14 protein-coding genes are annotated in these 11,953 nt (G+C 64.7%); 11 read left to right on the top strand and 3 right to left on the bottom strand.

Annotated features, from left to right (window positions below; genetic code table 11):
* Positions 1-64: 64 nt before the first annotated feature.
* Positions 65-733, top strand: a complete 669-nt coding sequence (locus V7066_RS06985; protein WP_334182348.1) for a S24 family peptidase — start codon at positions 65-67, stop codon at positions 731-733.
* Positions 734-784: 51 nt separating this feature from the next.
* Positions 785-1,468 (top strand): MBL fold metallo-hydrolase, encoded by a 684-nt coding sequence (locus tag V7066_RS06980; protein ID WP_334182347.1) that lies wholly within the window; start codon positions 785-787, stop codon positions 1,466-1,468.
* A gap of 79 nt (positions 1,469-1,547) precedes the next feature.
* Here the strand turns inward: V7066_RS06980 and V7066_RS06975 are convergent, their stop codons facing one another.
* Positions 1,548-1,940 carry an MAPEG family protein gene (locus V7066_RS06975; RefSeq protein ID WP_334182346.1) on the bottom strand — a complete coding sequence of 131 codons (393 nt, stop codon included), beginning with the start codon at positions 1,938-1,940 and terminating at the stop codon, positions 1,548-1,550.
* A 161-nt stretch (positions 1,941-2,101) separates the two neighbouring features.
* On the opposite strand from V7066_RS06975, the gene rpmF reads away from it, so the two are divergent.
* From rpmF to V7066_RS06950, 5 genes are all read left to right on the top strand, one after another.
* Positions 2,102-2,281 (top strand): 50S ribosomal protein L32, encoded by a 180-nt coding sequence (rpmF, locus tag V7066_RS06970; protein WP_031342399.1) that lies wholly within the window; start codon positions 2,102-2,104, stop codon positions 2,279-2,281.
* Between the two features lie 27 nt (positions 2,282-2,308).
* The gene (gene plsX, locus V7066_RS06965) at positions 2,309-3,370 is read left to right on the top strand and encodes a phosphate acyltransferase PlsX (protein ID WP_334182345.1); all 1,062 of its coding nucleotides are present in this window, start codon (positions 2,309-2,311) and stop codon (positions 3,368-3,370) included.
* Entirely contained in the window at positions 3,370-4,338 is a 969-nt protein-coding gene (locus V7066_RS06960) for a beta-ketoacyl-ACP synthase III (protein WP_334182344.1), read from the top strand. The genes plsX and V7066_RS06960 overlap by 1 nt, the downstream gene beginning before the upstream one ends.
* 114 nt (positions 4,339-4,452) lie before the next feature.
* Positions 4,453-4,746, top strand: coding sequence for an integration host factor subunit alpha (locus V7066_RS06955; RefSeq protein ID WP_334182343.1), 294 nt, complete (start codon positions 4,453-4,455; stop codon positions 4,744-4,746).
* A gap of 41 nt (positions 4,747-4,787) precedes the next feature.
* Entirely contained in the window at positions 4,788-5,168 is a 381-nt protein-coding gene (locus V7066_RS06950; protein ID WP_334182342.1) for a MerR family transcriptional regulator, read from the top strand.
* Between the two features lie 18 nt (positions 5,169-5,186).
* Here V7066_RS06950 and V7066_RS06945 read toward each other — a convergent pair whose 3' ends face one another.
* Positions 5,187-5,732: a SixA phosphatase family protein gene (locus V7066_RS06945; protein ID WP_334182341.1), complete on the bottom strand. Its 546-nt coding sequence runs from the start codon at positions 5,730-5,732 to the stop codon at positions 5,187-5,189.
* Positions 5,733-5,754: 22 nt separating this feature from the next.
* On the bottom strand, positions 5,755-8,496 hold the full coding sequence (locus V7066_RS06940; protein ID WP_334182340.1) for an ATP-dependent DNA helicase: 2,742 nt from the start codon (positions 8,494-8,496) through the stop codon (positions 5,755-5,757).
* A 197-nt stretch (positions 8,497-8,693) separates the two neighbouring features.
* On the opposite strand from V7066_RS06940, the gene V7066_RS06935 reads away from it, so the two are divergent.
* The 4 genes from V7066_RS06935 (at position 8,694) to V7066_RS06920 (ending at position 11,953) form a co-directional block, all read left to right on the top strand.
* Positions 8,694-9,434 (top strand): PadR family transcriptional regulator, encoded by a 741-nt coding sequence (locus tag V7066_RS06935; RefSeq protein WP_334182339.1) that lies wholly within the window; start codon positions 8,694-8,696, stop codon positions 9,432-9,434.
* Entirely contained in the window at positions 9,431-9,724 is a 294-nt protein-coding gene (locus V7066_RS06930) for a DUF2218 domain-containing protein (protein ID WP_334182338.1), read from the top strand. Before V7066_RS06935 ends, V7066_RS06930 begins: the two co-directional genes overlap by 4 nt.
* Positions 9,725-9,809: 85 nt before the next feature.
* The gene (locus tag V7066_RS06925; protein ID WP_334182337.1) at positions 9,810-11,414 is read left to right on the top strand and encodes a lysine--tRNA ligase; all 1,605 of its coding nucleotides are present in this window, start codon (positions 9,810-9,812) and stop codon (positions 11,412-11,414) included.
* A gap of 8 nt (positions 11,415-11,422) precedes the next feature.
* Complete coding sequence (locus V7066_RS06920) at positions 11,423-11,953, top strand: DUF1003 domain-containing protein (RefSeq protein WP_334182336.1); 531 nt, start codon at positions 11,423-11,425, stop codon at positions 11,951-11,953.

Here is an 11,953-nt window from a genome sequence, read left to right as displayed (position 1 = left end):
GTTCCCATTATGTTCCCATCAGGTGAGCCTTGTCTAGGAAATTTCCTACGTGTAGGATTACAAGATGGACAATGCCGAAATCCGCCGTCGCTTGCTGGAGCTGGCTGAAGAGCGCAGCGTAAGCCTTTCCTCCCTGTCTCGAATGATTGGGAAAAATACGACATATCTCCAGCAATTCATTAGAAAAGGAAGTCCTCGGAAACTGGAGGAGGGTGATCGCGGGATGCTGGCGCGCTTTTTCGGGATCGACGAATCGGAGTTCGGCAAGATTTCGGGATCAGGCAGGTCGAAGGAAAAATCCTACGATCTTGGCAGAAATTCCTACGCAGAGGATTGGGTGGATGTTCCGCGTCTGGCTGTCGGCGCCTCAGCCGGGCCGGGTGCCTTGCTGGACGGCGAAGAGGTGTTCGGGACCATCCGGTTTTCGCCTCGCTGGCTCCGTTCCATGGGGCTGCGGCCGGAGATGCTCTCGGCCATCGTCGTCAGCGGCGATTCGATGGAGCCGGTGCTGCGCGACGGCGACGAGATCCTGGTCGACCGGGACTGGCGTCCGTTGCGCGACGGCATCCATGTCGTCCGGCTTGACGATACGGTTCTGGTCAAGCGTCTGGAATCCGGCCGGGCAGGGCGTCTTGCGTTGCTCAGCGACAATCCGGCCTACCGTCCGATCGAATGCGCTCTGGAGGAAATCGAGGTGATCGGCCGTGTCGTCTGGAAGGGCGGGCGAATCTGAGGGGGCGGCGCGAGGTTGCATTCCTGCCGGCGAGCCGTCATTTCCGCAGGCATGAGCGAGACCCAAGAGCAGCAGCCGATGCGCGTCGGCATCATCCCCGTTACGCCGCTTCAGCAGAACTGCTCGCTGATATGGTGCACCAAGACCATGCGCGGCGCTTTCGTCGATCCGGGCGGGGACCTGGCCAAGCTGCGCCAGGCGCTGGAGAAGACCAGCGTGACGCTGGAGAAGATTCTCGTCACCCACGGGCATCTCGATCACTGCGGCATGGCCGGAGTCTTCGCGAAGGAGATGGGGGTTCCCATCGAGGGGCCGCAGGAAGAAGACCGCTTCTGGATCGCGCAGCTCAACGACGATGGACCTCGCTGGAACATGGAGGCCCATACTTTCGAGCCGAACCGCTGGCTGGAAGATGGCGATAAGGTCACGGTGGGCGAACTGGAACTGGATGTGGTCCATTGCCCCGGCCACACGCCGGGCCATATCGTATTCCACCACGCGCCCAGCAAGTTCGCGATGGTGGGAGACGTGCTGTTCCAGGGTGGAATCGGTCGCTGGGATTTCCCGCGCGGCAACCTGGAAGATCTTGTCGATTCGATCACGGGCAAGCTCTGGCCGCTGGGTGACGATGTGACTTTCGTTCCGGGGCACGGGCCGATCAGTACGTTCGGGGATGAGCGGCGGACGAATCCCTATGTCGGCGATGCGGCACTGGAGCGCGGGCTTCCTGCGTGAATTGCCGAGCAGCTGAGTCGCTGCGCTGCAATATTATATTGGTAAAGGGCGGTGCCGTCGGCGCCGCCCTTTTTGATTCTCAGAACCGTCCAAGCGCGATCAGCACGGCTACGACGGCAAAGCCGAGCAGGGTGAGGACGGTGAGGAGGACGCCGACGATCCGCAGCGGATTGGGCCTGTCGATGTCCATGCCGAAGGCGTGGGCGACGCGGCCCAGCATGAACAGCGAGCCGGCAATCGCCAGCCAGTTGCCGCCTTTTCCGCTCATTTCGATGGCTGCGGCGAGGATCAGCACGAAAGGCGTGCTCTCCACGAAATTGAGCTGGGCGCGCATGCGGCGCGACAGCAGGTCGTGTCCGCCGTCGCCGAACAGCACCTTTTCTCGCATGCGTAACCGGGCGATACGCACTATATGCCAGAAGGTGATCACGCCCGCGGCCGCCGCGAGGCACAAAGTTGTCTGTAGAATCATGGATCGATTTCCCTCTGGGTGAATTTCGCTGTCATGCTGCGCAGAGGAACGGGTTGCAACTCGTGCGAAATCGGTTATAGGCGCGCCTTCGCAAGCCGCCGGTCCGCGAATACGGTTTCCGGCGGCCTTTTTGACATTCAATTCCAGGAACAGGTGCCGAAATGGCTGTCCCTAAAAGAAAGACCACCCCCTCCCGCCGTGGCATGCGTCGTAGCCACGACGCGCTGAAGGTCGAGGCTTTCCACGAGTGCCCGAACTGCGGCGAACTGAAGCGCCCCCACAACCTCTGCAACGCTTGCGGCCACTACAACGGTCGTGAGATCGTCGCGGTCGAAGTCTAAGACCAAGACGATTTTCGGAGGTTGCCCATGAGTCTGCCGCGTATCGCTGTCGATGCGATGGGCGGCGACGAGGGCGTGCGCGTCATGATTGAAGGCGCTGCTCTCGCGCGCCGTCGTCACGATCGCTTCAAGTTCCTGTTGGTCGGTGATGAGCCGCGGATCAAGGCCGCGCTCGAAAATCATCCGAACCTCAGGGCAAGTTCCGAAATCCTGCACACTGAAGGCGTCATCAGTGGCGAGGATAAGCCCAGTCAGGCCTTGCGCCGGGCCAAGGGCACCTCGATGGGACGCGCTATCGAGGCGGTGAAGGCGGGTGACGCCGGAGCCGCCGTCAGTGCCGGCAATACCGGCGCGCTGATGGCGATTTCCAAGCTTGCGCTGCGCACGATGCCCGGCATCGATCGCCCGGCGCTGGCCGCTCTGCTGCCGACGCTGGAAGATCATGACCTCGTCATGCTCGACCTTGGCGCCAATGCCGAGTGCGATGCGCGCAATCTCGTGCAGTTTGCCGTCATGGGCGCCGCCTATGCCCGCATCGTGACGGGACGGGAGCAGCCGCGGGTGCGCCTGCTCAATATCGGCACCGAGGAAACCAAGGGCACCGAGGATCTGCGTGACGCAGCGGCGATGCTCAAGGCATCGGCCGGTGATCTGTCGATTTCCTTCGACGGCTTCACGGAAGCCGACAAGCTCGGCCGCGGCGACATGGATGTCGTCGTTACCGACGGTTTTTCCGGCAACGTTGCGCTCAAGGCCGTAGAAGGCACGGCGCGATTCGTGGCCGACCTGCTCCGGCGTGGTTTCAGCAGTTCGCTGCGTTCGAAGATCGGATTCCTGATCTCGAAACCGGCGACCGAGCTGCTCAAGTACCATCTCGATCCCAACAATCATAACGGCGCGGTTTTCCTGGGTCTCAACGGTATCGTGGTGAAGAGCCATGGCGGTGCGAATGCCGCCGGCGTCGCCAATGCCGTCGCGGTCACCGCACGCCTCCTGGAGGAAAACGTGACCGAGCGGATCTCTGCCGACCTCGCCCGCCTGGGCGGGACGTCTTTGCGCAAGCCCCGCGTCCAGCAAGAGAGCGCCTGATGCTTCGTTCGGTTCTTGTCGGCACCGGCTCGGCCCTGCCGCGTCGTTCGGTCAGCAATGCGGAACTCGCAGAGCGAGTCGATACGAGCGACGAATGGATCGTCGAGCGGACCGGCATCTCCAACCGTCATATCGCCGCGCCTGACGAGACGACCTCCAGCCTCGCCACCGATGCGGCGCGCAAGGCGATCGAGGCTGCCGGTTTCGAGGCTTCGTCGATCGACCTGATCGTTCTGGCCACGGCAACGCCCGACCAGACTTTCCCGGCCACGGCCACGATTGTCCAGAACAACCTCGGCTGCCGGGGCGGAATCGCCTTCGACGTCGCTGCGGTCTGCTCGGGCTTCCTCTATGCGGTCGGCGTTGCCGATTCGATGCTGCGTTCGGGCATGGCTAAGCGCGCGTTGGTGATCGGTTCGGAAACCTTCAGCCGTATCCTCGACTGGGAAGATCGGACCACTTGCGTCCTGTTCGGCGATGGTGCCGGTGCGATCGTTCTGGAAGCGCAGGAACAGGATGGCGAATCGGCGCGCGGGGTTCTCGCCACGCGCCTCCATGCCGACGGCGCGCATAACCAGTTGCTCTACGTAGACGGCGGTCCCTCGACCACCGGCACGGTCGGCAAGCTGCGCATGAAGGGCCGCGAGGTGTTCCGCCACGCTGTCGTCAACCTGGCTGAAGTTCTCAAGGAAGTGCTTGAGGAAACGGGACATTCTCCCGAGGATATCGATTGGCTGGTGCCGCATCAGGCCAATGCCCGCATCCTCGATGCAACGGCGCGCAAGCTCAATCTTCCTGTCGAAAAGGTCGTCATGACCGTCGGTCAGCACGCCAATACCTCGGCTGCTTCGGTGCCCCTGGCGCTCGATCATGCGGTCCGCGACGGACGCATTCGCGAAGGCGATCTCGTGGTGCTGGAAGCGATGGGCGGCGGCTTTACCTGGGGTGCCAGCGTTATCCGCATCTGATTTTCGCCCCATTGCGGAACATCGGCGAAACACTTGCCGGGAACCATTGCTTTTCCCACATATTTTCATAATATTGTTGGAAGGGGGGTTGTCGCAGGAGGGGATGCGGGACTTATGCGCTCCACGGACACATTGACCAGGGCGGAAATCGCTGAAGCCATCCACAGGAAGCTCGGTCTGTCCAGATCCGAGTCGCTTGCGATGGTGGAAACTATATTGCAGCATATGTCTGACGCCCTCGCTGAGGGGGAGAACGTCAAGATTTCGGGCTTCGGAACTTTCCTTTTGCGCGACAAGGGCGAAAGGATCGGACGCAATCCGAAAACCGGCGTGGAAGTGCCGATCACTCCGCGCAGGGTCATGACGTTTCGGGCCAGCCAGATGCTGAAGGATCGCATTACCGGCTGATCCGGATACGGCATCAAGTCGGTGATACGGAGAATTCAGGAATGACGGATTCCATCTTCAACGATGGGAAGGCGCCGGACGCGCTTCGCACGATCGGTGAAGTGACGAAGGCGCTCGGCATTCGCCAGCATGTCCTGCGTTACTGGGAAGAGCAGTTTCCTGCGCTTCAGCCGATCAAGCGCAGTGGCAACCGTCGCTATTACCGGCCTGAAGATGTCGCGCTGATCGCCGGCATCGACAGGCTGGTCAATCGCGAGGGCTATACCCTGCGCGGTGCCCGGATGGCGCTGGAAGGCAACGAACCTACCGAGATCGTTGTCGCCCGGGTCGCTGAACCGGCACCTGCGGCTCTGCCGGATTTCGTGGAACAGCACTTGCTGCGGATTCGCGCCCGTCTGACCGACGCCCTCGCGGCGGCTTGATTCCGGTCCAGCCTGAACTCAGTCCAGCGGGGTGGGGCCCAGATCGGGGTCGAGGTCGCGCGGGCGCTTCAGGTGGACCAGACGGCCACCGTTTTCGCTGATCTGGTCCCAGGATTCGATGTTGAGTTCGATCACCGCATAGGCGGCGGTCGGGAACTTCTCTTCCACCATGTCGCGCATGGGGCTGCTGCCGTCGTCGGGAACCAGATCGAAGATCAGGTCTTCGAGGCCGGGATTGTGGCCGACCAGCATGATCGAACGCGGATCGCCGGCCTGTTCGCGCAGGAGATCGAGCAGGGTGGCAGAACTCGCGAGATAGATTCGCCGGTCCCAGGTAATGGGCGGCATTTCTCCGGCCGCCTCAGCGGCGAGTTCGAGCGTCTGGGTGACGCGGACGGCGGGCGAGGCGAGTAAGCGCTTCCAGCCTACCGCATGATCGCGGATATGCAGCCCCATCAGGGCCGCGCCCTTGCGGCCGCGCTTGTTCAGCGGGCGGTCGAAGTCCCGCAGGCGGGCATCGTGCCAGTCGGACTTGGCGTGGCGGAAGATTCCAAGCGTTTTCATGCGAGCCCTTAAATGGCGATCTTCAGGCGTCCGGGGCGAACGGCGAAACGGATGACCGTGCCGCGCTCTCCTGTCTTTCGCCTTCTCCTGAACCATTATGGGCCACGCGGCGCAAGGCCTCCTCCAGCGAAATGCGGAGAACCGGGGTTCCGGCGGGGAAGGCGCTGAGCAGGCGCGACGGGAATGCCGAGGACAGCACCACGAAATGGCCGCGGTCGCCCTTGCTGCGGATCAGGCGGCCGAAGGCCTGGGCGAGCTTGGCGCGGATCAGGCCGTCGTCATAGATCGAGCCGCCGCCCGCCACGCGCCGTGCGCGATGGAGAATGGTCGGACGCGGCCAGGGAACCTGCTCCATGACGACGAGGCGCAGCGATTCGCCGGGAACGTCCACGCCGTCGCGCAGGGCATCGGTGCCGAGCAGCGAAGCGGCGGGATCGTCGCGGAAGATATCGACCAGGGTGCCGGTGTCGATCGGGTCGACGTGCTGGGCGTAGAGCGGCAGGCCGCCGCGCGCGAGGCGATCGGCAATGCGGCCATAGACCGCGCGCAGGCGGCGGATGGCCGTGAACAGTCCGAGCACACCGCCGCCGGCGGCCTCGATCAGCCGCCCATAGGCGCCCGCGAGCGCCGGGATGTCGCCGCGCGGAACATCGGTGACGATCAGCACTTCGGCCTGTGTGGCATAGTCGAAGGGGCTGAGATGTTCGGACAGTTTCGGCGCGACGTCGATATGGTTCACGCCGGAGCGGGCGATGGCCTTGTCCCAGCTTTCGCCGTCGCGCAGGGTCGCCGAAGTCATGACCACGCCGTGGGCGGGTTCGAGGACCGTGCTGGCGAAAGGCTTCATCGGATCGAGCCAGTGGCGGTGGATGCCGACGTCGTACTCGCGCGCTTCCGAACGGTCGAGCGCCAGCCAGTCGACGAATTCCGGATCGGCGGGGCCGCCGAGACGGCCCAGCATCGCTTCCCAGGCCAGGAGGATATCGACGCGCCAGCCCAACGACTGGCGCGCGCCTTCGATGCGGGCGCGGCCCGGGCCGTCGAGCCAGTCCGGTCCGTCTTCCAGAAGGGCTTCGAGCCGCAGGCCGAGGCGAACGAGAGGCTGGCGCAGTTCGCCCAGCGCCTCGCGGGCGGCTTCGGCCACTTCGACGAAGGAGCCGTCCAGCCCGGCCGCTTCGGTTTCCAGGCCATAGCCCGCTTCCTGCCCGCCGCTTTCGTCGCGCGCGTAGACGGTGGCGCGCACGGCTGCGAGCAGGTCCTCGATCGGGCCGGAAGGCTCGCCTTCGGTCAGGCGCTGCATCCAGCCGTCACCGGGAAGCGCTTCGGCGGCGGCGCGGGCGGCGTTGATGGCCTTGGCCCCGGCTTCGTCATAGCTGGCGACATCGGCGAGGCGGGCCGAAAGACCGCGCCTTCGCCCGCGCGAGGCCTTTTCAGGGCCGATCACCCAGCGGCGCAGTTCGATCGCTTCCGCGCCGGTGAGCGCAGCGGCGAAAGTCGAATCGGCAGCGTCGAAGACGTGATGGCCTTCGTCGAAAACGATACGCGTGGGCCGGGCGGCATGGTCGCGGCCCCGGGCGGCGTTGATCATTACCAGCGCGTGGTTGCCGATCACGAGGTCCGCCCCGGCGCTGGCGCGGGCGGCGCGTTCGATGAAGCACTTTCGGTAATGCGGGCAACCGGCATAGACGCATTCGCCGCGCCGGTCGGTGAGGGCGGTGATGCCGCGCTGGCGGAACAGGGTGCCGAGCCAGCCGGGCAGATCGCCGCCGATCATGTCGCCGTCCTGCGTATAGGCCGCCCAGCGCGCGACGAGCTGCGCCATGATCGCCGGGCGCCCGGTGAAGCCGCCTTGCAGGGCGTCTTCCAGATTGAGCAGGCAGAGGTAGTTCTCGCGTCCCTTGCGCACGACCACCGGCGGGGTGCCGTCCGCGCGCCGTTCGGGCCAGGCGCGGCGGCTCTCCTTGCGGAGCTGGCGTTGCAGCGCCTTGGTATACGTGGATACCCAAGTCGTGCCGCCCGAGAGGCCGCTCCAGAGCGAGGCGGGCGCCAGGTAGCCCAGCGTCTTGCCGATTCCGGTCCCGGCCTGGGCCAGCACGACATGGGGGCGTCCCGAGGACTGGCGGGGCGCGAAGGCGGCGGCAGCCTCGGCGGCATAGGCCTGCTGCGAGGGGCGCTGCTCGGCGCTGCTGCCGGTCAGTTGCGCGAGACGTCCGAGAACCTCGTCCTTGTCGAGCACGATCTGCCGGGGCTGCGGCAGTTCGGGGCTTTCCTCCCATTCCGGCAGTTTGGTGAACAGCCAGCGCTCGGCCCGTTCGGGCTTGGCAATGCGCGGGCCGAGCAGGCTGGCCCAGGGCCAGCGCATGCGCACGAGCGATTGCAGCGAGGTCCAGGCGCCTTCGCGCTCCGACCAGGTCGGGCTTTCGCATAGGTCGAGCAAGGCGCCCGCCGCTTCCTGGAGCAGGCGGGGCACGTCGGCATCGTCCTGCGGCACATCGAGGTCGAGCGCCTGGGCGAGGCCCTTCGGCGTCGGCACGACGAAGCGGGCCGGATGCACGAAGGCATAGAGTTCGAGCAGGTCGAGTCCGGACAGGTCCGGGTAGCCGAGACGCGTCGCCACCAGCGGAGCGTTAAGGATCAGCAGCGGGGTGTCGGCCGCCGCAGTAACCGATTCGCCCTTCGAGACCGGGCGCGTATGGCCCGATCCGTCGCGGAGCCAGGAACCGCCATGGCTGGCATGAAGGGCAGGAATGGGCAGGGCGGCCATGGCCTCCGTCTTAGGCATGGCGCGGACAAAAGGGAAACCTCGCAGTCGCCGCTTTCGTCGATAACCAAGCTCTCACGATAAAAAATACATCAAGATACATTTTAGGGTCTTGTAGATCGCGCTTTAAGATATATTTTGAGTCCATCATGAAGAGGAACGAAAACGACATGAGAGATCATCATTCTCACAGGCGCGGCATGGACCGCGCAGAACGCGGCGAGTGCCGCACGGGCCGCCACCACGATTATCCCGGTGATCGTCATCGCGGTGGGTGCCGCGAGGATCATGCGCCGCATGGCATGCGCGGACGCGGTGGCTTCGGTATGGTGCGCGGTCCGTTCGGCCGCGACGATGACGGCTTCGGCGGCGGATTTCCGGGAGGCCGGGGACGTGGTCGCGGTGGACGCGGTGAAGGTTTTCGCGGCGGCTTCGGCGGTGGACCCGGCGACGGGCGCATGGGCGGCGGGCGTCGCAAGCGCCTGTTCGATCAGGCCGAGCTTCAGATCCTGCTGCTTGCGCTGATCGCCGAGACCCCGCGCCATGGCTATGACCTGATCCGCGAGATCGAAAACCTGTCCGGCGGCGACTATGCGCCGAGCCCCGGCGTGGTCTATCCCGCGCTCACGTACATGGAGGAGTCAGGTCTGATCGCTCCGGCGGCCGACGCCGGCTCGCGCAAGTCCTACGAGACGACTGAGGAGGGCCGGGCACAGGCTGCAGCCGATGCCGACAAGGCCGAAGCACTCAAGGCCCGTCTTTCCGCTCTTGCCGAGGCGCGCGAGAAGGTCGACCCTGCGCCGGTGCGCCGTGCCATGCACGCGCTGAAGATCGCGATGTTCGACCGGCTGTCGAAGGACGGCGCCAACCGGGAGGTGATCCTCCAGATCGCCGATGCGCTAGACGAGGCGACCCGCAAGATCGAAAGGATCGAAGGATGAGCACGATCACGGCCCGCGTGGCTACGGAGAGCGGCGGCAAGTATGTCCGCCAGCTCTGCAAGCACTGGAGCCACAAGCTCCAGACCGAAGTGGACGGCGATACCGGTACGGTGACCTTCCCGAACGCCGTCGCCACCATGGCGGCGGACGGCGAGGGCATCACCATCGCGATCACCGGCGAGAAGCGCGAAGATGTGGAGGGCCTGACCGACGTGGTCGCGCGCCACATCGACCGTTTCGCCTTCCGCGAGGCGCCGCTCGCCTACGACTGGCAGTGGCAGGAAGCGTGAAAGCGCCTTGGCGCTTTGGGCATTTCGCGGGGAGCGCTTGCCTTGGCCCTTGCGAAATGCGCGCTTTTGGCCAAAGAGCGCTGCCATGACTGAACAAGCCCTGATCGAAGCCGCACGTGTGTCCAAGGCCTGGCCCTTCCAGGAGGCCCAGAAGCTGCTCAAGCGTTATCCGCAGGGCAAACCTGGTGGCGCGCCGGTGCTCTTCGAGACCGGCTACGGTCCCTCGGGCCTGCCGCATATCGGCACGTTCCAGGAAGTTCTGCGCACCACGCTCGTCCGCCGCGCCTATGAAGCGCTGACCGGCGGCGCGCCGACGCGCCTTGTCGCCTTCTCGGACGACATGGACGGGCTGCGCAAGGTCCCCGAAAATATCCCGAATTCGGAAGTGCTAGCCGCCAATCTCGGCAAGCCGCTCAGCCGCATTCCCGATCCTTTCGGCACGCATGAAAGCTTCGCACATCACAACAATGCGATGCTGCGCGACTTCCTCGACCGTTTCGGTTTCGACTACGAGTTCGTTTCGGCCAGCGACCGCTATAACTCAGGCGAATTCGACGCGGCGCTGACCCGCGTGCTGGAATGCAACCAGGGCATTCTCGACATCATGCTGCCGACCCTGCGCGAGGAGCGTCGCAAGACCTATTCGCCGGTTCTGCCGGTCTCGCCGACCACGGGCGTGGTGCTCCAGGTGCCGGTCGAAGTGCTGGACCCTGCCACCGGCATGATCCGTTTCACCGACGAGGACGGCAGCGTCGTCGAGCAGTCGGCGTTCGGCGGCAAGGCCAAGCTCCAGTGGAAGGTCGACTGGGCCATGCGCTGGTATGCGCTCGGTGTCGACTACGAGATGTGCGGCAAGGACCTGACCGACTCGGTCACCCAGTCCGGCAAGATCGTGCAGGTGCTGGGCGGCCGGAAGCCGGAAGGCCTGATCTACGAACTGTTCCTCGACGAGAACGGCGAGAAGATTTCCAAGTCCAAGGGCAACGGCCTGACCATCGAGCAGTGGCTGACTTACGGCACGGAGGAGTCGCTGGGCTTCTACCTGTTCCGCGAGCCGAAGAGCGCCAAGCAACTCCACGTCGGCGTGATCCCCAAGGCGGTCGACGAATACTGGCAGTTCCGCGGCAACCTTGCCGGGCAGGCGCTGGACAAGCAGCTCGGCAATCCCGTGTGGCATCTGCTGCGCGCGAGTGGCGATGGTGAGGGCGCGGGCGATACCGTGCCGGTGACGTTCTCGCTGCTGCTCAATCTCGTGGGCGTGCTCGGCGCCGATGCGACGGCGGATCAGGTCTGGTCCTACCTCGGCAACTACGTGGCCGACGCCAATCCCGAGGCGCATCCCGAACTCGGCGAAATGGTCCGGGCGGCGCTGGCCACCAACCGTGACTTCATCGCGCCGACCCTTCAGCGCCGCGCCCCCAGCGCCAACGAGGCCGAGGCCCTGAAGGTGCTCGACGCCGAACTGGAGAAGGCCGGTCCCGAGGCGACGGCCGAGGAACTCCAGAACGTGGTCTATGAAATCGGCAAGAACGAGGCCTATCAGTTCGAGAGCCTGCGCGATTGGTTCAAGGCGCTCTACGAGACGTTGCTCGGCAGCCCGCAGGGGCCGCGCATGGGAAGCTTCATCGCGCTTTACGGCGTGCCCGAAACGCGCAAGCTGATCGCTGAGGCTCTGTCCCCGGCGAACTGAGGCCGCAAATGCACAAGAACCCCAGGACGCCCGAGGAACTCGCCGAAGAGCTGCTCGGGCGTCGGTTCGGCGATCTCGACAAGGAGGACCGGGAGGTTCTTCGCCGCATCGCGACCGGAACCGTCGTCGGTCCCAATGCCGATGAACTGGCGGCGCTTCACGCCACGCGCGGGGACCGGCTGGCCGACCGGGTAGCGGCGGTTGGGGGAAGCTGGGGTTTCATAATCGCATTCGCACTGGTGCTGTTTGGCTGGATGCTGCTCAACAGCAGCGTTCTGGAAGCCCTGGGGGTCAAGCCCTTCGACGGCTATCCCTATATCTTCCTGAATCTGATGCTCTCCATGCTGGCGGCGATCCAGGCGCCGGTCATCATGATGAGCCAGAACCGGCAGGCCGAAAAGGATCGCATCACCGCGCGGCACGACTACGAGGTGAACCTGCGGACCCAGCTGGAAATCATCCGCCTGCACCGCCGGTTCGATCATCTCATGGAATATCTGGAAACGCGGCGCTCTGCGGAAGACGGCGAGGAAGTCTGA

It is taken from the genome of Novosphingobium sp. (genome assembly GCF_036820275.1).
In the GTDB taxonomy this organism is placed as follows: Bacteria; Pseudomonadota; Alphaproteobacteria; order Sphingomonadales; family Sphingomonadaceae; genus Novosphingobium.
The sequence above is the reverse complement of the archived record's forward strand: the minus strand, read 5'-3'. Positions and strand labels throughout refer to the sequence as shown.